Origin of the sequence: Actinorhabdospora filicis (assembly GCF_030269765.1) — a bacterium.
In the GTDB taxonomy this organism is placed as follows: domain Bacteria; phylum Actinomycetota; class Actinomycetes; order Mycobacteriales; family Micromonosporaceae; genus Actinorhabdospora; species Actinorhabdospora filicis.
Map to the genome: position 1 here is coordinate 1,366,224 of NZ_BSTX01000002.1, position 21,901 is coordinate 1,388,124.

General features: G+C 70.4%; 17 protein-coding genes. 11 read left to right on the top strand and 6 right to left on the bottom strand.

Annotated elements, in window-relative coordinates; translation table 11 throughout:
* The first annotated feature begins 124 nt into the window (after nucleotides 1-124).
* Both lhgO and QSK10_RS19215 read left to right on the top strand, forming a co-directional pair.
* Nucleotides 125-1,315 carry an L-2-hydroxyglutarate oxidase gene (lhgO, locus tag QSK10_RS19210; RefSeq protein WP_285664230.1) on the top strand — a complete coding sequence of 397 codons (1,191 nt, stop codon included), beginning with the start codon at nucleotides 125-127 and terminating at the stop codon, nucleotides 1,313-1,315.
* 15 nt (nucleotides 1,316-1,330) lie between these two features.
* On the top strand, nucleotides 1,331-1,981 hold the full coding sequence (locus QSK10_RS19215; protein ID WP_285664231.1) for a class I SAM-dependent methyltransferase: 651 nt from the start codon (nucleotides 1,331-1,333) through the stop codon (nucleotides 1,979-1,981).
* Here the strand turns inward: QSK10_RS19215 and QSK10_RS19220 are convergent.
* The gene (locus tag QSK10_RS19220) at nucleotides 1,965-2,849 is read right to left on the bottom strand and encodes an alpha/beta fold hydrolase (RefSeq protein ID WP_285664232.1); all 885 of its coding nucleotides are present in this window, start codon (nucleotides 2,847-2,849) and stop codon (nucleotides 1,965-1,967) included. The two genes, QSK10_RS19215 and QSK10_RS19220, sit on opposite strands and share 17 nt — an antisense overlap.
* 142 nt (nucleotides 2,850-2,991) lie before the next feature.
* Between QSK10_RS19220 and QSK10_RS19225 the strand changes: the two genes are divergently transcribed.
* Nucleotides 2,992-4,074 (top strand): L,D-transpeptidase family protein, encoded by a 1,083-nt coding sequence (locus QSK10_RS19225; RefSeq protein WP_285664233.1) that lies wholly within the window; start codon nucleotides 2,992-2,994, stop codon nucleotides 4,072-4,074.
* 50 nt (nucleotides 4,075-4,124) lie between these two features.
* On the opposite strand, the gene arc is transcribed toward QSK10_RS19225, so the two are convergent.
* Nucleotides 4,125-5,903: a proteasome ATPase gene (gene arc / locus QSK10_RS19230; protein ID WP_285664234.1), complete on the bottom strand. Its 1,779-nt coding sequence runs from the start codon at nucleotides 5,901-5,903 to the stop codon at nucleotides 4,125-4,127.
* A 159-nt stretch (nucleotides 5,904-6,062) separates the two neighbouring features.
* Here arc and QSK10_RS19235 point away from each other — a divergent pair, with 159 nt between their 5' ends.
* Nucleotides 6,063-6,350 (top strand): ferredoxin, encoded by a 288-nt coding sequence (locus QSK10_RS19235; protein WP_285664235.1) that lies wholly within the window; start codon nucleotides 6,063-6,065, stop codon nucleotides 6,348-6,350.
* Nucleotides 6,351-7,125: 775 nt separating this feature from the next.
* Here QSK10_RS19235 and QSK10_RS19240 read toward each other — a convergent pair.
* The gene (locus QSK10_RS19240; RefSeq protein WP_285664236.1) at nucleotides 7,126-8,127 is read right to left on the bottom strand and encodes a tRNA (adenine-N1)-methyltransferase; all 1,002 of its coding nucleotides are present in this window, start codon (nucleotides 8,125-8,127) and stop codon (nucleotides 7,126-7,128) included.
* Nucleotides 8,127-9,341, bottom strand: coding sequence for a site-2 protease family protein (locus QSK10_RS19245; protein WP_285664237.1), 1,215 nt, complete (start codon nucleotides 9,339-9,341; stop codon nucleotides 8,127-8,129). The genes QSK10_RS19240 and QSK10_RS19245 overlap by 1 nt, the downstream gene beginning before the upstream one ends.
* A gap of 60 nt (nucleotides 9,342-9,401) precedes the next feature.
* On the opposite strand from QSK10_RS19245, the gene QSK10_RS19250 reads away from it, so the two are divergent.
* The 5 genes from QSK10_RS19250 to QSK10_RS19270 all read left to right on the top strand — a co-directional run bounded on the left by QSK10_RS19250 (nucleotide 9,402) and on the right by QSK10_RS19270 (nucleotide 15,868).
* On the top strand, nucleotides 9,402-10,247 hold the full coding sequence (locus tag QSK10_RS19250; protein ID WP_285664238.1) for a RecB family exonuclease: 846 nt from the start codon (nucleotides 9,402-9,404) through the stop codon (nucleotides 10,245-10,247).
* A gap of 110 nt (nucleotides 10,248-10,357) precedes the next feature.
* Nucleotides 10,358-11,566, top strand: a complete 1,209-nt coding sequence (locus tag QSK10_RS19255) for a sensor histidine kinase (RefSeq protein WP_285664239.1) — start codon at nucleotides 10,358-10,360, stop codon at nucleotides 11,564-11,566.
* A complete protein-coding gene (locus QSK10_RS19260) occupies nucleotides 11,563-12,243 on the top strand; it encodes a response regulator (protein ID WP_285664240.1) in 681 nt (226 codons plus the stop codon). Before QSK10_RS19255 ends, QSK10_RS19260 begins: the two co-directional genes overlap by 4 nt.
* A gap of 269 nt (nucleotides 12,244-12,512) precedes the next feature.
* On the top strand, nucleotides 12,513-13,310 hold the full coding sequence (locus tag QSK10_RS19265) for an ABC transporter ATP-binding protein (RefSeq protein WP_285664241.1): 798 nt from the start codon (nucleotides 12,513-12,515) through the stop codon (nucleotides 13,308-13,310).
* 2 nt (nucleotides 13,311-13,312) lie between these two features.
* Complete coding sequence (locus QSK10_RS19270; protein ID WP_285664242.1) at nucleotides 13,313-15,868, top strand: ABC transporter permease; 2,556 nt, start codon at nucleotides 13,313-13,315, stop codon at nucleotides 15,866-15,868.
* 143 nt (nucleotides 15,869-16,011) lie between these two features.
* Here QSK10_RS19270 and QSK10_RS19275 read toward each other — a convergent pair whose 3' ends face one another.
* Nucleotides 16,012-16,662, bottom strand: coding sequence for an HAD family hydrolase (locus QSK10_RS19275; RefSeq protein ID WP_285664483.1), 651 nt, complete (start codon nucleotides 16,660-16,662; stop codon nucleotides 16,012-16,014).
* A 104-nt stretch (nucleotides 16,663-16,766) separates the two neighbouring features.
* On the opposite strand from QSK10_RS19275, the gene QSK10_RS19280 reads away from it, so the two are divergent.
* Nucleotides 16,767-17,288, top strand: a complete 522-nt coding sequence (locus QSK10_RS19280) for a GNAT family N-acetyltransferase (RefSeq protein ID WP_285664243.1) — start codon at nucleotides 16,767-16,769, stop codon at nucleotides 17,286-17,288.
* 31 nt (nucleotides 17,289-17,319) lie between these two features.
* Here the strand turns inward: QSK10_RS19280 and metH are convergent, their stop codons facing one another.
* On the bottom strand, nucleotides 17,320-20,844 hold the full coding sequence (metH, locus tag QSK10_RS19285; protein ID WP_432705345.1) for a methionine synthase: 3,525 nt from the start codon (nucleotides 20,842-20,844) through the stop codon (nucleotides 17,320-17,322).
* 51 nt (nucleotides 20,845-20,895) lie between these two features.
* On the opposite strand from metH, the gene QSK10_RS19290 reads away from it, so the two are divergent.
* Nucleotides 20,896-21,750, top strand: coding sequence for a PAC2 family protein (locus QSK10_RS19290; RefSeq protein ID WP_285664244.1), 855 nt, complete (start codon nucleotides 20,896-20,898; stop codon nucleotides 21,748-21,750).
* Nucleotides 21,751-21,901: the final 151 nt, after the last annotated feature.

The following is a 21,901-nucleotide window of genomic DNA, read 5'->3' on the forward strand; positions in this document are numbered from 1 at the left end:
CGCGTGGAGTTTAAACCCCTTGGTTGTCCACGGGTTTGATGGCCCGTGGCCGGGATGTGTAAGGCCGGTTACGTTCCGGCGGTAGGTTCGACCTGGATTCACCTGGTCGTGGACTGGAGTTGGTGTGGCGCGTTACGTCGTGGTTGGTGGCGGGATCGTGGGCCTGGCGACGGCTCACCGTCTGCTGCTGGACCGTCCGGGTTCGTCGGTGACGGTCCTGGAGAAAGAGGTGTCGGTCGGCGTTCACCAGACCGGCCACAATTCGGGCGTCATCCACGCCGGTGTGTACTACAAGCCCGGCAGTCTCAAGGCGCGGCTGTGCAAGTCCGGGGCGGCCGCGATGGTCGAGTTCTGCTCCGACCACGGTATCCCGACCGACATCTGCGGCAAACTCATCGTGGCGACCTCCACTGATGAGATTCCCCGCCTGGACGCGCTGTTCGAGCGCTCGGTGGCCAATGGCCTGCCGGTGACGATGCTGTCGCCGGAGGAGGCGCGCGAGTTCGAGCCGCACGTCTCGTGTGTGCGGGCGATGCGGGTGGCGAGCACCGGCATCACCGACTTCGGCGCGGTCTGCCGGGCCCTGGCGGAGCTGATCGTGAAGGAGGGCGGCGAGGTCCGCCTGGGGACGCGCGTGACGGGTATCGCTCGGTCCGGCTCGGGCGTGGTGGTGGAGACCACCGGCGGGGAGGTGCCCGCCGACGTGCTGGTGAACTGCGCGGGCCTGCACTCCGACCGGATCGCCCGGATGGCCGGTCTGCGCCCGCCCGCCCGGATCATCCCGTTCCGGGGTGAATACTACGAGTTGCGCCCGGAGCGCGTGGGCCTGGTGAACGGGCTGATCTACCCGGTCCCGGACCCGCAGTTCCCGTTCCTCGGGGTGCACCTGACGAAAATGATCGACGGGACGGTCCACGCCGGTCCCAACGCGGTCCTGGCGCTGGCCCGCGAGGGTTACACGTGGGCGCGGGTCCGGCCCGCCGACGTGGCCTCGGCGGCCGGTTACGGTGGCCTGTGGAAGCTGGCGCGCAAGCACTGGCGGTACGGCATGGGCGAGGTGCGCCGGTCGCTGTCGCGGCGGCTGTTCGCGGCGAGCCTGGCGCGGCTGGTGCCCGAGATCGGCACCGGGGACATCGTGCGCGCGGGCGCGGGTGTGCGCGCGCAGGCCATCGCGCGCGACGGGAGCCTCGTCGACGACTTCCTGATCGTGGACGCCCCGGGCCAGGTGCACGTGCTGAACGCGCCGTCCCCGGCGGCGACGTCGTCGCTGGCGATCGCGCGGGAGATCGTGGGGCGCATCCCCGTGCCCGCTTAGGGCAAGATCGCTCCCATGACCGACGACGCGCTCCGCGCCACCGCACGCGATCTAGCCACCCGTTCCCTCGAAGCCGGTGACGACACCGGCTGGTTCGAAGAGCTCTACGCCGCCGCCCGGGACGGGCGCGCGGTCGTCCCGTGGGCGGACCTGGCGCCGTTCCCGGGCCTCGTCGAACGCGCCCGGCCCGGTTCGGGCCGGGCCGTGGTGGTCGGCTGCGGGCTGGGCGACGACGCGGAGTTCCTGGCGTCCCTGGGCTGGTCGGTGACCGCCTTCGACGTCTCCCCCACCGCCGTGGCCGCCGCCCGGGAGCGGTTCCCGGACTCGAAGGTCGACTACCTGGCCGCCGACCTGCTGGACCTGCCCTCGGTGTGGTCCTTCGACCTGGTCGTGGAGGTCTTCACCGTGCAGGTCCTCACCGGCGGCGCCCGCGAGCGCGCCATCGCCGCCGTGGCGGGCCTGGTCGCCTCCGGCGGCACCCTCCAGGTCCTGGCCCGGCACCGCGAGGACGACGGCGACCCGGGCCGCATGCCGTGGCCGCTGACCCGGGCCGAGATGGCGTCCTTCGCCGCTCACGGCCTCACGGCGGTGACGGTCGAGGACTACCTGGACGGCGAGGAGCCGCCGGTGCGCCGCTGGTACGGCGAGTTCACGCGCCCTTCGTGAAGAAGGCCGCCACCGCTTCGGTGTAGGCCTCCGGCTCCTCCGCGAACGGCAGGTGCGCCGAGCCGTCGAGCCGCACGGCGCGCGGCTCGGCGACGGCCGCCCGGTAGGCGCCCACCGCGGCGGGCGGGACGACGGGGTCGTGGCGCCCGTGCAGCAGCATCGTGGGCATCGTCAGCTTCTCCAGCAGCGGCAGCGCCGGCTCGAAGGACCGCGCGCGCAGGTGCAGGTGCCGCTCCCAGCGCCAGGCGTCCTCGGGGACCTCGGCCTGTGCGGCGTCGAAGGCGTCGGAGGCCTCACGGGTGGCGAAGGTCATCCGCCACGCGTCCTCGCCCAGGGCCGCGATCTGCCCGTGCACGTCGTCGGCGAGAGCCAGCCGCTCCGGCTTCATCATCAGCCGCCGCGCCCGCGTCGCGCCCTCCTCGTCGCCCCGGCCGTCGAGGATCTCGGCGATGATGGCGAGCCGGTGCCGCCCGGCGATGTCCTGGTCCCAGCCGGGCGAGTCGAAGAGCACCGAGCGCACCCGCCCCGGATGCGCCACGGCGTAGTGGGTGGCGAGCCAGCCACCGAAGGAATGGCCGATGACGCCCCAGCCGTCCAGCCCGAGCGCCTCCCGCAGGGCCTCGAAGTCGCCGATGATCGCCTCGATGGTGATCTCGGCGTCGGCCGGGAGCTCATCGGAACGGAAGAGGCCGCGCTGGTCGACGCCGATGATCCGCAGGCCACGCGAGGCGAGCGCGTCGCCCTGGGCGCTCATGAAGGGGTGGCAGCTCATGCCGGGACCGCCGTGCACGAACACCACCGGGACGCCGTCTTCGGGCCCGCGCGCGTCGACGTAGAGGCGGGTGCCGTTCACGGAGATGAGGGTCATGGCCCGAACCTAGGCGGCCGGACCGGGTGAAGGCGAGCCGATACGCCCACGGCGTAACGGCGGATTCCCGCCCCGCCCGGTTGGCCCGATCCGGGCACACGGCCCCGCTCGCCCCGGCACCCTGTAAGCGAGGGGGCCGATCATGCACGCACGCCGTCCGCCGCGGCCGGACGCGCTCACGCCCGCGTCGCCACGCGCCGCGGCGCCCCGGCTCGCGCCCGCGCTGTGGCTCCAGCGCGCGGCGGGCAACGCCGCCACCGGCCGTGCGCTGCGCCGCCAGCGCGCGCTGGACGCCGTCCGCGCCGCCCTCGACGGCCGCCTCGCCTACGGCGCGGCCTGGAAGGCCCTGCGCGCCCTGCCGCCCGCCGAGCGGATCGCGGTGTACGAGAACCTCACCGCGACCGCCCTGGGCGAACTCCTCGACCACACCCCCGCGATCGACCGGCCGCGCGTGGAGGCCGAGATGGCCGAGGCCGCCGCCCCGCGCCCCGCCGACGTCCTGCTCGTCTTCGATCCCTACGTCACCGAGGTGGCCTGGAAGGACGGCCGGATGCTCCCGATGGGCGAGATCGCGGTCTTCGTGCACGGCGTGATCATGCGGCGCATCCCCGCGCGCGGCGGCCCCTGGCGCTCCTACACCGCCGACGGCCACACCGCCGACCCCACCGCCCCCGGCACCTACCGGCTCGGCCCCGACCGCGCCCACCTGTCGCGAGTGTGGAAGAACTCCCAGCTCGCCAACGGCACACCCCTCCGCGAACGCGGCGGGGACGTGGAATTCGAGCGGAACGGCCGCTGGCACTCGGTGCGGTCCCTGCCCATCCCGCTCGTGCCCGACACCGTCCGGTTGGACGCCACGCTCACCCAGATCGCCCTCGAATGGGCCGCCGGCGGCGAACGGGCGGTCCTGAAGAAGGAGTACGACGCCGCCAAGGCCGGCGGCCCCCTCCGCCCACTGCCCGCCGAGTGGATCCTGAACGACTTCGGCTCCGCCGCGCAGCTCCTGGAAGGCTCCCCCGGCGTCTTCCTGCACACCACCCCCGACACCGACGACGCCGGAGCCGTCCTGCGCACCAACGCGCTGTCCTACTCCCACGGCTGCGTCCACGTCCTCGCCGACGACCGCCGCGCCCTCGTCCTGGCCGGCTACCTGCGCGAAGGCGTGCGCATCAAGGTCCTCCCCTACCGCGAGGTCAAAGCCTCCTGGGGCGACCCACCCCCCTGACACACGAAGAACGGGACGCCCGAAGGCGTCCCGTCCCCATCGTCGATGACCTACAGGTACTGGCCGGTGTTGCTGACGGTGTCGATCGACCGCCCCGCCTCGCTGCCCTTCCCGGACACCAGGGTGCGGATGTAGACGATCCGCTCGCCCTTCTTGCCGGAGATGCGGGCCCAGTCGTCGGGGTTCGTCGTGTTCGGCAGGTCCTCGTTCTCCCGGAACTCGTCGACGCACGCGTCGAGGAGGTGGTGGAGCCGCAGGCCCTTGCGCTCGGTGGTCAGGAACTCCTTGATCGCCATCTTCTTGGCCCGGTCCACGATGTTCTGGATCATCGCGCCCGAGTTGAAGTCCTTGAAGTACAGGACCTCCTTGTCACCGTCGGCGTAGGTGACCTCAAGGAAACGGTTCTCGTCGGTCTCGGTGTACATCCGCTCCACCGCCGCCTGAATCATCGCCTCCACGCAGGCCTCACGCGAGCCACCGTGCTCGGCCAGGTCGTCGGGGTGCAACGGCAGGTCGGTCAGGATGTACTTGGAGAAGATGTCGCGGGCGGACTCGGCGTCCGGCCGCTCGATCTTGATCTTGACGTCCAGACGGCCGGGCCGCAGGATCGCCGGGTCGATCATGTCCTCGCGGTTGGAGGCGCCGATGACGATGACGTTCTCCAGCCCCTCCACGCCGTCGATCTCCGACAGCAGCTGCGGAACGATGGTGTTCTCCACATCGGAGGACACACCCGAACCGCGGGTGCGGAAGACCGAGTCCATCTCATCGAAGAACACGATCACCGGCTGGCCCTCGCCGGCCTTCTCACGAGCACGCTGGAAGATCAGGCGGATGTGCCGCTCGGTCTCACCCACGTACTTGTTCAGCAGCTCCGGGCCCTTGATGTTCAGGAAGTAGCTCTTGGCGCGCTCGCCGCCGTCCTTCTCGCCCGCCAGCTGCTTGGCGAGGGAGTTGGCGACCGCCTTGGCGATCAGCGTCTTGCCGCAACCGGGCGGGCCGTACAGCAGGACGCCCTTCGGCGGGCGCAGCTGGTGCTCACGGAACAGCTCGGCGTGCAGGAACGGCAACTCCACCGCGTCGCGGATCTGCTCGATCTGCCGGGCGAGGCCGCCGATGTCGCTGTAGTTGACGTCGGGCACCTCCTCCAGCACCAGCTCCTCGACCTCGCTCTTGGGGATCCGCTCGTAGGCGTAAGCCGACCGCGGTTCCACCATGAGCGCGTCACCGGCCCGGATCGGTTCCCCGATCAGGCTGTCGGCGAGGTGGACGATGCGCTCCTCATCGGCGTGCGAGACGACCAGGGCCCGCCGTGGCGTGCCCTCCTCGTCGCTGAGGACCTCCTTCAACGTCACCACGTCGCCGGTGCGCTCGAACCCGTAGGCGGCGACCACGTTCATGGCGTCATTGAGCAGGACCTCCTGGCCGAGCCGCAGGTCCTCGGGATCGATGGACGGCGACAATGCCACGCGCATCTTCCGGCCGCCGGTGAACACGTCCACCGCCCCGTCCTCGTGCGCGCCGAGGAACACGCCGTAGCCGCTGGGCGGCTGGGCGAGCCGATCGATCTCCTCCTTGAGCGTCACGATCTGGTCGCGCGCCTCCTTGAGCGTGGAGACGAGCCTCTCGTTCTGCTCCGACATTCTCTGGATCTGCGCCTGCGCCGCCGCCAAACGGTCTTCGAGCAGCCGCACGTGCCGCGGCGTTTCGGTCATCTTGCGCCGGGCGAGAGCCAGCTCCTCCTGCAGGTACGCAACCTGGCTGGAGAGATCACGGGTCTCTCGTTCCCATCGCGCGGCGCGGGCCTCTGCGTCATCGCTACGTGCCACGTCCCCACCTCCCGGGGGCTGAAGGTCGTACGTTCAACCCTAACCGTTACAAGGCTCCGAGCATAGATCGCGACACGCCTGTGGGTAAGGGCTCGATTGCGGTGGGAGTCTCTCCCACCGACCGCCGACACCCGCCCCGCGCGGGGTTAGTCTTGCCCCGTGGCTACCGACAACGACGCCCTGACCGTGTTCATCGATCAGGACCTGTGCACCGGGGACGGGCTCTGCGCCCAGTACGCCCCCGACGTCTTCGAGTTCGACATCGACGGGCTCGCGTACGTCAAAGGCCCTGATGGGGAGCTCCTCACCGACAAGGGCGCCCGCGTCGACGTGCCCCGGGAGTACCGCCTCGACGTCATCGACGCGGCCAAGGACTGCCCCGGCGACTGCATCCACGTACGCCGCTCCGCCGACGACTCCGTGGTCGCCGGACCCGTCCCGGAGTAGCCCCGGACGACACTGAAAACCACCGGGATCCACCCCTCCCGGCGATCTTCAGTCGTGAACTTGACACCCCCGAGTTGGCGCTCGCGGCGGAAAGACGACATGCCCGGCCGTTTTTGGTCGGGCCGTTTTTGTGATGAAGAGTCGGCCGGGCGTGTCGTGCCCGGTTTCGGGCGGGTTGGACATGCTCCAGCACGAAGCGTGACGGCCACCGGACACGGTCGGACCGGGCTGACCGACCGGCCACAGTGGGGCCAACGCGGAGATCAGACCGGCCGCAGCGGGGCCCGGCACAGGCTGTCCGCGATGGAAGCCGATCACACGGGCTTCCGGACAAACCTCACCCGCCGTCGTGGCCACCCGAGTGATGGTGCTGCCGCGTGTTCCGGCCGTGGCCGGCCGGAACACTTGCCCTCGATTCCCCGTACCCGGCGTTTGAAGCCAAGAAGGCCGCAACCCCACCGGCCGTGAGTTCGGCCAGGTTGGGTGGGGCCGGCTGTGCCCCCTACGGGCTTTAGTTCGACGACCGAAAAGATGGAGAAATCGCTCTTTCACCGTTGCCCCGGCGATGTGTGCGGCTTGCGCTCTTAAGACCCGGCTTCAAACACGAAGGCGGGGGCTCGGCCCGTGGTCCGCACACGCCGGGTACAAAGCACTTCAGTGGCAAGCATCCGGGTCGCCCCGCGACCCGGATGCGCGGCAGCCCAGACGCAAGCCCCAGCACTACGGCCGTAAACCCGAGCCATCAAGCCCGGGAACAGGCCGAACCCCGACCGGCCTAAGCCTCCGCCGTCACCTCGGCCGAAGGCACGGCCTCGGCCTCAGGCGCAGCCTCGACCTCGGGCACGGAAACGACCTCGGAACCCGCCTCGGCGACAGCCGCAACCCTCTCCGCCGCCCCCCGCGTCCCCGGCGCGCCGCCCCGGCGCTCCTGGTACGCCTCCTGCCCCTTGCTCGGCTTGCGCTTGCGCATCGGCGCCACCGTCCCCGGCGCGAGCTTGCGCGCCACCACCAGGAACGCGGTGTGCGCGATCATCCGGTGGTCGGGGCGCACGGCCAGGCCCTCCAGGTGCCAGTCGCGGACCAGCGACTCGAAGGCGCGGGGCTCGGTGAAGCCGCCCTTGGCGCGCATCGCCTCCACGAGATCCGACATCTGGGTGGTGGTGGCCACGTAGCCGATGAACACGCCACCGGGGATGAGGGCCTTCTCCACGAGGTCGAGGTGCTCCCAGGGCGCCAGCATGTCCAGCACGATCCGGTCGATCTCCCCCGCGGGGACGTCGGCGTCGGCCAGGTCGCCGGTGGTGAGCGTCCAGTTCTTGCGCGGGCCGCCCATGAACGACTCGACGTTCTTGCGGGCGATCTCGGCGAAGTCGGGGCGGATCTCGTAGGAGTAGAGGTGCCCCTCCTCCCCGATCGCGCGCAGCAGCGAGCACGAGAGGGCGCCCGATCCGGCGCCGGCCTCCAGGACCTTCGCGCCGGGGAAGATGTCACCGACGCCGACGATCATCGCCGCGTCCTTGGGATAGATCACCTGGGCACCGCGGGGCATGGACAGCACGAAGTCCGACAGGAGCGGACGCAGCGCGAGGTACTCGGTCATCCCCACGGTGCGGACGACGCAGCCCTCGGGCTTGCCGATCAGGTCATCGTGGGCGATGGCGCCACGATGCGTGTGGTACTCCTTGCCGCTCTCCAGCGTGATCGTGGCCATGCGGCCCTTGGTATCGGTGAGCTGGACGCGGTCGCCCTCGCGGAACGGTCCCCTGCGCTGCTCCATCAGGATGGTGCTCCATTGTCACTGGTCGGGTACGGACGGCGTATCGTACGCGGGTCCAGGACCCTGGCTATATCCGCGGCCACCACGACGCCGCGCACCTCACCCTCGCTCATCACCACGTACTCGGTGGACGGGCGTGCGCGGATCGCGTTGATGATCTGCTCGCCGCGCATCTCGGGACCGAGGGCGGCGCCGGGTTCGAGATCGCGGGAGACGGCGTCGACGGTGACCCAGGGGCGCCGGTCGAGGGGCACCTGGCGGGCGGCGTGGCCGTGCATGAGGGCCACCGGCCGGTCGGAGGAGTCCACCACGAGGACGCCCATCGCGGCGGTCTCCTCGGCGCGCCTGAGGGCCTCCGAGAGGGGCGTGCCGGTCGGGACGGACGTGACGGGCCGGATCAGGTCGGCCACGGTCAGCAGGTGGATGCGCCCGCCGACCTCGCCGACCCGGATGGCCTGGCCCGCGCCCGCCCACAGCACCATCGCGACCATGCCGGTGAACAGCAGGCTGACGATGCTGCTGGCGCCGCTGGCGTAGAACAGCCACACCCCGGCCAGCAGCGTCAGCGCCGCCACGATGCGGCCGGTGTACCCGGCGACGCGGGTGGCGACGTGCTTGTCGCCGCGGACGCTCCAGACCAGCGCGCGCAGCGCGCGGCCGCCGTCCAGCGGGAGCCCGGGGAGCGCGTTGAAGACCGCCACGATGATGTTGGACACGGCGAACTGGAAGGCCAGCTCGTGGCCCAGGTTCCCGCCCGGGAGCATGATCACCAGGGCCACGCCGATGCCGCCGAGCACGAGCGAGACGGCCGGTCCGGCGAGCGCGACCTTGGCCTCCACGCCCGGGCGTGGCGCCTCTTCCTCCATCTCGGTGTAGCCGCCGAGCATCTCCAGGGTGATGCCGCGTACGCCGATGCCGTAGTGGCGGCTGGTGAGGGCGTGGCCGAGTTCGTGGAGGAACACCGAGAGGCAGAGGGTGACCACGAAGCTGAAGGCGACGACGTAGACGAGGCCTTCGGGCAGGGCGGGGAGGCTGGCGCGGACGGTGTCGGAGTAGACGATGACGATGAGCACGGCGAGGATGAGCCAGGACGCGCTGAGGTAGACGGGGATGCCGAGGACGCGGCCGAGGCGCACGCCGCGGCGTCGCGGTGTGCCGGGGCGCCGTGCGCCGCCGCGTTTCCGACCGTCCTGCCGGGGTGCCCGATCGTCCATCACGTCGATGCTACGGGTCGCCGGATGCGGCTGTCGGGGGTGATCCCTACGATGGGCGGCATGGGTTCCCCGCTGCCGGTCGTGCCGATGTCGCTGTCCCCGTCGCGGGCGGCCGACTTCAAGAACTGCCCGCTGCTGTACCGGTTCCGCAGTATCGACCGGTTGCCGGAGGAGCCGACGCCGGAGATGGCGCGGGGCACGCTGGTGCACGCGGTGCTGGAGCGGTTGTACGACGTTCCGGCGGTGGAGCGGACTTCGGCGCGGGCGGTGTCGCTGGTGGAGCCGGAGTGGGCGCGGCTGCTCGTCGAGGACACGGCGATCGCGGGGATCTTCGCGGCGGAGGATCCGCGGCTGGAGCCGTGGCTGGCGTCGGTGCGTGATCTGGTCGAGGGCTACTTCTCGGTGGAGGATCCGACGCGGCTGGAGCCGGCCGAGCGGGAGACGCTGGTCGAGGCGACGCTGGACGACGGGCTGGTGCTGCGGGGTTATGTCGACCGGCTGGACGTGTCGCCGGCGGGTGACGTGCGGGTCGTCGACTACAAGACGGGGAAGGCCCCGGCGGAGGCCTTCGAGAACAAGGCGCTGTTCCAGTTGCGGTTCTACGCGCTGGTGCTGTGGCGCACGCGTGGGGTGGTTCCCCGGATGCTGCGGTTGCTCTATCTGAGGGACAAGGTGGTGCTGGACCACTCTCCCGACGCCGAGGAGCTGGAGCGTTTCGAGCGGGCGCTGAAGGCGCTGTGGTCGGCCATCGAGCAGGCCCTGGAGACGGGTGAGTTCGCGCCGAAGCCGGGTCGGTTGTGCTCGTGGTGCCCGCATCAGGACAAGTGCCCCGAGTTCGGTGGTACTCCTCCCCCGTACCCGGGTGCCCCTGGTCGTGACGGGGTGGTCACTCCTCCTCGCGGATGACCGGCAAATCGGTCCCGGTAAGGAGTCGACGCCGGGTGAGACCGATTACCGTCCAGGATGTGAGTGAACAGCGGGAGGCCGCACCGGGGTGGTGGGGCCGGGACGGTCGTGTGCATCGGTGGCTGCGTGCCCGGCCGATGGTCTTCGACTTCTTCGTCGCGCTGTTCTGGCTGTTCTTCAGCACGCTCGGGTTCCTGCTCATGGCCAATTCGGGCGATGAGCGGTTCCGGGGCCTGCTGTGGACGGCGTTGCCGTGGATGCTGCCGGGCTCGCTGGCGATCGTGCTGCGCAGGCGCTGGTTCAAGGTCGCCGTGGCGCTCCAGGTGGCCAGCTACGTGCTGCCGCTCGTGGTGCACGACGCCTGGTGGGGTACGTCCAGCTTCTCCCTGTACATCCTGATCTACACCGCGTGCGCCGACCACGGGTGGCGTACCGCGCTCATCTCCATCGGTCTCCTGCTCGGCTCGGGGACGCTGGCCACGTACTTCTTCCCCGCCGACATCATGGGGCAGGGCAGTACGACCGCGACCTACGTGACGACGTACGTGCTCGCCTTGACGGCGGTGTTCTCGGGGCGGCTGGTGCACAACCGGCGGGCGCTGGTCGAGGCGTTGCGGACGCGCGCGCAGGTCGCCGAGGAGAACCAGCAGGCGCTGGCCGCGCAGGCGGTGTCGGACGAGCGGCGGCGCATCGCCCGCGAGCTGCACGACGTCGTCGCCCACCACGTGTCGGTCATGGGGGTCATGGCCACCGGCGCGCGGCGGGTGCTGGCCAACGATCCGCGCCGCGCCGACGAGGCGCTGTCGACGATCGAGGACACCGGGCGCACCGCGCTGCGCGAGATGCGCCGGCTCCTCGACGTCCTGCGGACCTCCGACGAGGACGCCGCCGAGCTGACCCCGCAGCCGGGCCTGTCGGGTGTGCAGAGCCTGGTGGACCAGGTCCGTGAGGCGGGGCTGCCGGTGCGGCTGCTGATCGAGGGGCCCGAGCGGGAGCTGGACCCGGGTGTCGCGCTGTCGGTGTACCGGATCGTCCAGGAGGCGCTGACCAACACCCTCAAGCACGGTGGCCGTGCCAAGGCCGAGGTGCGCATCAAGTTCGGCGAGGAGGAGCTCCAGGTGGAGGTCTTCGACGACGGGCGCGGCCCGCGCCTGACGCCGCCGGTGCCCGGGGAGCGCGTCGGGCACGGTCTGGTGGGCATGCGCGAACGGATCTCCCTGTACGGGGGCACGCTCAGAACGGGCCCCCGGCCGGGCGGGGGTTTCCGGGTGTACGCGAAAATCCCGGTCGACAGCCCATCTGACGGGAGCATCTCGTGACCGATACCGCCGATCGCCCGATCCGGGTCCTACTCGCCGATGACCAGCCGCTGCTGCGCACGGGGTTCCGGATGGTGCTGGGGGCCGAGCCCGACATCGACATCGTCGGTGAGGCCGGTGACGGTCAGGAGGCGGTGGACCTGGCGCGGCGGTTGTTGCCGGACGTGGTCCTGATGGACATCCGGATGCCGCGCATGGACGGTGTGGCGGCCACGAAGACGATCGTGGACGCGTCGCTGCCGGTGCACATCCTGATCCTGACGACCTTCGATCTGGACGAGTACGTCGTGGGCGCGCTGCGGGCGGGGGCGGGCGGGTTCCTGTCGAAGGACGTGCCCGCCGATGAGCTGATCACCGCGATCCGGACGGTGGCGCGGGGTGAGGCGGTGGTGGCGCCGCGGATCCTGCGGCGGCTGCTGGAGCGGTTCGCCGACCGGCTGCCGGATCCGGGTGAGCGCCCGCCGCTGGCGCTGGACTCGCTGACCGACCGGGAGCGGGAGGTGCTGGTGCATGTGGCGCGCGGCCTGTCGAATTCCGAAATCGCCAAAGAGCTGACGGTCAGTGAGACGACGGTGAAGACTCATGTCGGGCACGTGCTGACCAAGCTCGGGCTGCGCGACCGCGTGCAGGCGGTGGTCCTGGCCTACGAGTCGGGCCTGGTCAAACCCCGTCGCTGAGGCCGTGTCGCTCTGAGCTCGGTGGGTGTAGGCCTCCGAGTTGAGAGGGTTCACAGGTTCCTCCTTCCCAGGGAGGAGGCGGCGATCGTCCCGAGGGCGGGTTCTCAGGGTTCCCCTGATCCCGGGTGGGGGGACTCCTACGCCGAGGGGCGTAGCGAAAGACCGTTCCCGCGCAGGACGGTTCGGGCCCGTGGCCGCCTTAGCTTGGTTGACAACAGCATCGCTGTCACCAGGGGGCGTCACAGGGACGCTCAACCTCTCGGGGAGGGATGGGTAACGTGGCTTCAACGACCATGGCCGACGCGGGTATCGCGGCGCGCGCCGCGGGTGTTTGGAAGGTTTACGGCACCGGTGAGGCCCAGGTCGTCGCCCTGCGCGACGTGAGCGTGGACATGGCCCGTGGCCGGTTCACCGCGATCATGGGGCCGTCGGGTTCGGGCAAGTCGACGCTCATGCACTGCATGGCCGGTCTGGACACCGTCGACCGCGGTGAGGTCTTCATCGGGGACCTGCGGGTCACCGGGATGTCGGACCGCCAGCTGACGCAGATGCGGCGGGACAACATCGGCTTCATCTTCCAGCAGTTCAACCTGCTGCCCACACTGACGGCGGAGGAGAACATCACCCTGCCGCTGTCCATCGCCGGCCGCAAGCCGGACCGGGCCTGGTTCGACCAGGTCATCGACACCGTCGGCCTGCGGGACCGGCTGACGCACAAGCCCACCGAACTCTCCGGCGGTCAGCAGCAGCGTGTGGCGTGTGCCCGCGCGCTGGTGTCGCGCCCGGAGGTCATCTTCGCCGACGAGCCGACCGGAAACCTGGACTCGCGCTCGGGCGCCGAGGTCCTGAACTTCCTGCGCGAGTCGGTGGACCGTTTCGGGCAGACCATCGTGATGGTCACCCACGACGCGAACGCGGCGTCCTACGCCGACCGCGTCCTGTTCCTCGCCGACGGCCAGGTCGTCGACGAGCTGATGGACCCCACGGCCGAGCAGGTCCTGGACGAGCTGAAGCGCCTTGAGGAGATCGTGGCGGCGAAGCAGGCGCAGCGGGCGGAGGGCGCCTAGCCATGCTGCGGGCAACTTTCAAGAGCCTGATGTCGCGGAAGGCCCGGCTGTTCCTGTCGGCCATCGCGATCATCCTGGGCGTGATGTTCATCGCCGGTTCGCTGGTCCTGCGTTCGTCGTTCGGGGCTTCGATCGAGTCGATGTTCACCACGGCGTTCGAGAGCGTCGACGTGCAGGTGACCTCCGCCAAGACCAACGAGACCACTCAGCAGCCGGAGGCGATCCCGGAGAGCGTGCTCGCGCAGCTCGCCGGCGTCAAGGGCGTCGAGGGGACCCCCAAGGGCCTGGTCACCGACGGCGCCGGCGTGGTCCAGGTGGTCGACAAGAACGGCAAGGTCGCGCCCGGTTTCGGGGCGCCGACCATCGCCGCCAACTGGGTCGGCGCCGATGACCCGATCGAGATGCGGGAGGGCTCCGGCCCGGTCTCCGACGACCAGGTGGCGCTCTCGGCGAACCTCGCCGAGGCCAACGGGCTCAAGGTCGGCGACAAGTTCACCGTCATCTCCCTGCTGGACAGCTCCGGCAAGCAGACCTTCACCGTCTCGGGCGTCTTCGGCTTCACCGGTGGCCGCGACACCCTCGGCGGCGAGAAGACGATGTACTTCACCACTCCGGTGGCGCAGCGGCTGGTGCTGGACAAGACCGGCGTCTTCACGTCCATCGACGTCAAGGCCGCGCCGGGCACGACCGACGAGCAGCTGCGCGACAACGTCAAGGCGGCCCTCGGCGGCGACTACAAGGTCCAGACCGGTGAGGAGCTCGCCAAGTCGGTGAGCGACCAGTTCGGCACGGTCCTCGACGCCTTCAACTACGTCCTGATCGCCTTCGGTTCGATCGCGGTCCTGGTCAGCATCTTCCTGATCATCAACACGTTCTCCATCATCGTGGCGCAGCGGACGCGTGAGCTGGCGCTGTTCCGGGCGATGGGCGCGGCACGTGGGCAGGTGCTGGGTTCGGTGCTCCTGGAGGCCCTCTTCATCGGTGTCATCGCCGGTGTCTTCGGGCTCGGCCTGGGCATCCTGGCCGGATGGGGCGGCACGGCCGTGCTGGGGAACCTGTTCGGCGGTCAGCTGACGGCGGAGCTGTCGGTGCCGGTCGGGGCGGTCATCGCCTCGCTGGTGATCGGCATCGGCGTCACGATCCTGGCCGCGCTGTTCCCCGCGATCCGGGCCTCCCGGATTCCCCCGATCGCCGCGCTGCGCGACGCCGCGAACGCGATCCGGCCGGTCTGGCCCTTCGCGGTCGCCGGTGGGCTGTTCCTGGTCCCGGGCGCGGCGCTGGTGATCTGGCAGCTCAGCATCAAGGAGGCCACCCTCGGCGTCTTCGCCACGGGCATCGGCCTGCTGTTCATCGGGGCGATCCTGGCGACGCCGCTGATCGCGCGGCCGTTCGTGTCGCTCATCGGGCGGCTGATGTCGTGGTCGATCCCCGGCAAGCTGGGCCGCCTCAACTCCGGCCGCAACCCGCGCCGCACCTCCATCACGGCGGTGGCGCTGATGATCGGGGTCACCCTGATCACCGCGATCGGCGTCCTGGCGGCCTCGGTGCAGGCGAGCTTCGACAAGTTCCTGGAGACCTCGCTCAAGGCCGACGTGCTCATCGCCGGAACCGCGCCCAGCCAGGTCCCGCCGACCTTCGACGAGAAGATCCTCGGCGAGGCCAAGCAGGTCCAGGGCGTCGACAAGGTCGCCGGTGTGTGGTTCGACGGCGCCGCCAAGCTCAATGGCAAGGACGTCTTCGTGCAGGCCACCGACGACCTGCCCGCGATGACCTACATGCTCGGGCAGAAGATGCACGAGGGCAGCGGTTCCCTCGGCTCCGGCACCGACCTCGTGGTCAACCAGGCGGTCGCCAAGGAGTACGGACTGTCGCTCGGGGGCTCGGCCACCATCACCTTCAGCGGCGACCCGGCGCCACGGACCTTCACGGTCAGCGGCATCATCGCCTCCGGTGACAGCGACGATCCCGCCATCTACGTGTCCTCCGCCGACGCGCAGTACTTCCCGCTCAAGAGCCCCGTGCAGGCGTTCATCGCCTTCGGCGACGGAGCCGACAAGAAGGCCGTCACCGACAAGCTGAACGACCTGCTGGCCGACAACCCGCTCGTCACCGTCGCCGACGTCTCGGCGATCGGCGACCAGATGAAGAGCATCATCGACATCATGCTGACCGTCATCCAGGTCCTGCTGCTGCTGGCGATGTTCATCGCGGTCATCGGCGTGATCAACACGCTGACGCTGTCGGTGCTGGAACGCACCCGTGAGCTCGGGATGCTCCGCGCGGTCGGCTTCAGCCGGTCGCAGGTGAGCGGCATGGTCACCGTGGAGTCGGTGGTGATCTCGCTGTTCGGCGCGCTGCTGGGCATCGGCGTCGGCGTCGGGCTGGGCGTGCTGGGCCAGCGGGCCCTGAAGAACGACTTCGTCACCGAACTGGCGCTTCCGTGGGGGACCATCGCCGGTTACCTCATCGCGGCGATCGTGATCGGTGTCCTGGCCGCTCTGATCCCGGCCTACCGGGCCAACCGCCTCAACGTCCTCAAGGCCATCTCCTACGAGTAGGCCCCACCCGGACGAGTCAATGGCCCACACCCTCTGTAACTGGTGTGGGCCATTGTCGTCTCCCCGTAGCGGGGAGTAGTCTTGAGTACACAAAGGACGGTTCTCATCGGCCGTCCTTTGTCCATACCCGCAACGGCTCCGGGTCAAACCATCAAGGCCCGCACCAGGTCCAGATCGGCCTCGATGAGCGAGTCGATGACGTGCACCCCCTCCGGCACCACCAGCGCCACCTCACTGGGCACCGCCAGGACGCGGCAGCCGGCCGCGTGGGCCGAGGCGAGCCCGGTGGGCGAGTCCTCCACCGCCAGGCAGTCGCGGGGGTCGACGCCCAGCAGCCCGGCGGCGCGCAGGTAGGGCGCCGGGTCGGGTTTGGAGGCGCCGGCCTCCTCCCCGCACACGCTCGCGTCGAAGTTCTCCCGCCCGAGGGTGTTGTCCAGCAGCGTCTCGGTCAGCTCGCGGGCGGTGGCCGTCACCAGCGCCGTCGGCAGGCCCGCCGCGCGCACCGCGAGCAGGAACTCGCGCGCGCCCGGCTGCCAGGGCGCGCCCACGGCCAGCAGCTCCGCCATGCGCGTCTCCAGCCACACCACGCTGGCGGCCATGCCCTCGTGGGGCAGGCCCAGGTCGTCGTGGAACATCACCATCGAGACGTGCATGTTCGTCCCGACCATCGCTTCGCGCGTGTGCGCCGACAGGGTCTTGCCATGGGTGGCGGCCAGCTCGTCGAGGGCGATCGACCACAGCTTCTCGCTGTCGGTGAGGGTCCCGTCCATGTCGAACAGGACGGCGGCGGGCATCGGCACGGCAGGGGCTCCTCTGATCGGCGGGGACGCCACCAACCGTAGGTGATCGAGGGCGGCGTCCGCTCGTGGTCTCGCGCACACCGGGGCATCCTTGATCGATGTCCGGATACACCCTCGAACTCCTGCCCGAGCTCGGCCCGGAGCGTTTCGCCGAGCTGACCGGCCACACCGTCGACCCCTTCGAGACCGGCCGCCTGGGCGTGACCTGGATGGCCAAGGACGTCTACTTTGCCGTCCGCGAGCCGGGCGGGCGCCTGGTCGCCGCGGCCGGTGTCGCCCGCGTCCCCGTCACCGCCGGCGGCGCCGAGCTCGACATCGCCGGGCTGGGCACCGTCATCGTCTCGCCCACCGAGCGCGGCAGGGGCCTGGCCCGCGTCGCGGTGGGCGGCATCATGGACCACGCCCGCGACGTCCTGGGCCTGGACCTGGCGCTGCTGTTCTGCCTGCCGACGCGCGTCCCCGTCTACGAGCGGCTCGGCTGGACCCTCGTCGAGGGCGAGGTGACCGCCCACCAGCCCGGGGGCGAGATCGTCATGCCGGCCCGCACCATGCGCAGGGTCCTGCGCGAGGGCGCCGAGTGGCCCGAGGGCGCGCTCGCGCTGCGCTCGCTGCCGATGTGAGAAGGGGCGGCCCGCGGGCCGCCCCTTTCGCTCACTTCGCGTTGAAGTAGCTCGCGTCCGGGTGGTGCACCACGATCGCGTCGGTGGACTGCTCGGGCACCAGCTGGAAGCCCTCGCTCAGTTCCACCCCGATGCGCCCGGCGTCCAGCAGCCGGACCATGTCCGCCCGCGACTCCAGCTCCGGGCAGGCCGGGTAGCCGAAGGAGTAGCGGCAGCCGCGGTAGTCGGTGCCGAGGATCCCGTCCAGGTCGGCCGGGTCGGCGTCGGCGACCGTGCCGCCGCCGGGCAGCACCAGCTCGGTGCGCATCCGGTGGTGCCAGTACTCGGCGAGCGCCTCGGTGAGCTGCACTGAGACGCCGTGGACCTCGAAGTAGTCGCGGTAGGAGTTCTGCGCGAGCAGTTTCGCGGTGTACTCGTTGACCGGCAGGCCCATGGTGACCATCTGGAGCCCGAGGACGTCGTAGCCCTTCTCGCGGGCCTCTTCGCCGGAGCGGAAGAAGTCGGCGATGCACAGGCGCTTGCCGACCCGCTGGCGCGGGAACGTGAAGCGGGCCCGTTCGGCGGCGGCGTTCTCGTCGAGCACGACGAGGGTGTTGCCCTCGCTGTAGCAGGGCAGGTAGCCGTAGACGACGGCCGCTTCAAGGACCTTGTCGGCGGCGAGCCGGTCGAGCCAGTAGCGCAGGCGGGGGCGGCCTTCGGTCTCGACGAGTTCCTCGTAGGACATGCCCTCTCCCCCGCGTGCGGGTTTGAGGCCCCACTGGCCGACGAAGGTGGCGCGCTCGTCGAGGAAGGCGGCGTAGTCGTTCATCGCCAGGCCCTTGACCACCCGGGTGCCCCAGAAGGGCGGGGTGGGCACGTCGACGCCGTAGCGGATGTCGGCGCGCACGGAGGTGTCGTCGAGTCCGGGGCCGTCGGCGAGGGTGACGCTCTTGTGGCGTTCGCGGCGGGCCCGGCGCTGCTCCAGGACGGCCTGGCGCTCGGCGTCGATGACGGGCGCGCCGCCCCGGCGGGCGGTCATGACGCGGTCCATGAGGGACAGTCCCTCGAAGGCGTCGCGGGCGTAGTGGACCTCGCCGTCGGAGAACATGTCGCGCAGGTCGTCCTCGACGAAGGCGCGGGTGAGGGCGGCGCCGCCGAGCAGGACGGGCCAGCGGGTGGCCATGCCGCGCTGGAGGAGCTCGGCGAGGTTCTCCTTCATGATGACGGTGGACTTCACCAGCAGCCCGGACATGCCGATCGCGTCGGCCTTGTGCTCTTCGGCGGCCTCGATGATGGCGTTGATGGGCTGCTTGATGCCGAGGTTGACCACGGTGTAGCCGTTGTTGGACAGGATGATGTCGACGAGGTTCTTGCCGATGTCGTGGACGTCGCCCTTGACGGTGGCCAGCACGATGGTGCCCTTGCCGGCGCCGTCGGCCTTCTCCATGTGCGGTTCCAGGTGTGCCACCGCGGCCTTCATGACCTCGGCGGACTGGAGCACGAAGGGCAGCTGCATCTGGCCGGAGCCGAAGAGGTCGCCGACGGTCTTCATGCCCGACAGGAGCGTGTCGTTGATGATGGCGATCGCGTCGCGGGTCTGGAGGGCCTCGTCGAGGTCGGCCTCCAGGCCCTGCCGCTCGCCGTCGATGATGCGGCGTTCCAGGCGCTCGTCGAGGGGCAGCCCGGCCAGTTCCTGCGCGCGGGTGGCGCGCGCGGCGGCCACCGAGGCACCCTCGAAGAGCTCGATGAACCGCTGGACGGGGTCGTAGCCCTCGCGGCGGCGGTCGTAGACGAGGTCGAGGGCGACTTCGCGCTGCTCGTCGGGGATGCGCGCCATCGGCAGGATCTTCGAGGAGTGCACGATGGCGCTGGTCAGCCCGGCCTCCACGCACTCGTGCAGGAACACCGAGTTGAGGACCTGCCGCGCGGCCGGGTTGAGGCCGAAGGACACGTTGGAGATGCCGAGGGTGAAGTTGACGCCCGGGTAGAGGGCGGCGATCTCGCGGATGGCCTCGATGGTCTCGATGCCGTCCCGGCGGGTCTCCTCCTGCCCGGTGGCGATGGGGAACGTGAGGGCGTCGATGAACACGTCGGCGACGTCCAGGCCCCAGCGGCCGGTCAGGTCGTCGATGAGGCGGCGGGCGATGCGGACCTTCCAGTCCTTGGTGCGCGCCTGTCCCTCTTCGTCGATGAGCAGCGCCACCACGGACGCGCCGTGCTCGGCGATGATCGGCATCAGCCGGGAGTAGCGGGAGGTGGGGCCGTCGCCGTCCTCGAAGTTGACCGAGTTGACGACGCAGCGTCCACCGAGCGACTCCAGGCCCGCCTCGATGACGGGGACCTCGGTGGAGTCGAGCATGATCGGCAGCGTGGACGCGGTGGCGAAGCGGGACGCCAGCTCGCGCATGTCGGCCGAGCCGTCGCGGCCGACGTAGTCGACGCACAGGTCCAGCAGGTGCGCGCCGGAGCGGGCCTGCTCGCGGGCGATGCCGACGCACTTCTGCCAGTCGGCCTCCAGCATGGCGTCGCGGAAGGCCTTGGAGCCGTTGGCGTTGGTGCGCTCGCCGACCATGAGGATCGAGGCGTCCTGCTGGAACGGGACGTGGTGGTAGGACGAGGACGTGCCCGGCTCGATCACCGGCGTCCGCACGGGCGCGGCGGTCCCGGCGAGGCGCTCGCTGACCTGGCGGATGTGTTCGGGGGTGCTGCCGCAGCAGCCGCCGACCAGGCCGACGCCGTACTCGCCGACGAAGCGCTCCAGTGCGTCGGCGAGCTGCACGGGCGTGAGCGGGAAGCGGGCGCCCTCAGGGGTCAGTTCGGGCAGGCCGGCGTTCGGCATGACCGACAGGCGCACCTTGGCGCGCTGCGAGAGGTGCCGCAGGTGCTCGGTCATCTCGGCGGGGCCGGTGGCGCAGTTGAGGCCGATGAAGTCGATGCCGAGGGGCTCCAGCGCGGTCAGGGCCGCGCCGATCTCGCTGCCGACCAGCATCGTGCCGGTGGTCTCCACGGTGACGTGGCACATGAGCGGGACGGTGATCCCGCGCGCGGCCATGGCGCGTTTGGCACCGATGATCCCGGCCTTGGCCTGGAGCAGGTCGTAGCAGGTCTCCACGAGGATGGCGTCGGCTCCGCCGGTCAGCAGGCCTTCGGCGGCCTGCTGGTAGTTGTCGCGGAGGTCGCCGTAGGTGACGTGGCCGAGGGTGGGCAGCTTGTTGCCCGGCCCGAGGGAGCCCAGGACGTAGCGGGGCCGGTCGGCGGTGGAGTAGCCGTGGGCGAGTTCCTTGGCCAGCCGCGCGCCCGCCTCGGCGAGTTCGAACGTGCGGTGCGGGATGTCGTAGTCGCCGAGTCCGCCGAGGTTGGTGTTGAAGGTGTTGGTCTCGATACAGTCCGAACCCGCCTTGAGGTAGGCCTCGTGGACGGACTGGACGACGTCTGGCCGGGAGACGTTGAGGATGTCGTTGAGACCCTCATGCCCCTGGAAGTCGTCTTCGACGCTCAGATCGACCGCCTGGAGCATCGTGCCCATGGCGCCGTCGGCGATCAGGACACGTTCTTTAATGGCGGTGAGCAGCGGAATGTTCGACACCCGTCCAGGTTAGCCGCGCGGGGGGCCGCGTACCCTTGCCGGGTGACAGAGTTCGACGGTCTTCCCACATTGCGGTCACCGGTGCTGATCGCCGCCTTCGAGGGCTGGAACGACGCGACGGGCGCGTCGGTGGAGACGATCGAGCATCTCGCCGAGCAGTGGGGCGCCACCCGCATCGGCCACCTGGATCCCGATCCGTACTACGACTTCCAGGTCAATCGCCCCACGCTGACCCGTACCGAGGACGGCGGCCGGCACATCGAGTGGCCGACGACCCACTTCACGGCCTGCTCGCCGGACGGGGCGACGCGGGACGTGGTGCTGCTGCACGGGATCGAGCCGAACATGCGCTGGGGCTCCTTCTGCGAGGAGATCCTTGAGCTGTGTCACAGCCTTGAGGTCGATCAGGTGATCCTGCTGGGCGCGTTGCTGTCGGACGTGGCGTACAAGCGCCCGCTGCCGGTCTCGGGCACGGCGGCCGACGAGGGCCTGGTTCAGCGTCTGAAGCTCACCCCTTCGGCGTACGAGGGCCCCACCGGCATCGTGGGGGTCCTCCAGGAGGCGATCGGGCGCGCGGGGCTGAACGTGGTCTCGCTGTGGGTGCACATCCCGCATTACGCGGCGGCCTCACCGTGCCCGAAGGCGACGCTGGCCCTGGCGGGCCGGCTGGAGGAGATCCTGGACATCCCGGTGCCCACGGGCGGGCTGGTGGAGGACACCGCCGAGTGGGAGAACTCCATCGCGGAGCTGGCCGGGTCCGACGCCGAGATCGCCGAGTACATCGAGTCGCTGGAGCGGCAGGACGACCAGCCGTCCCCGCAGCCGGACGGCGATGAGATCGCCCGCGACTTCGAGCGCTACCTGCGTCGCCGCCAGGGTGGCGACCACACGGAGTGACCTCCCCTTTCCGTATCGGCCCGCGCTGCCCCGCGCGGGCCTTTTCATGCCCGGCACGCCCATTACGGTGACGTTTGATACCCATTCGCACCCATCACCCGTTCGGGCCCGTCGCACTATGAGTGCGACGGATAACGGCCGGTGCCGCCCA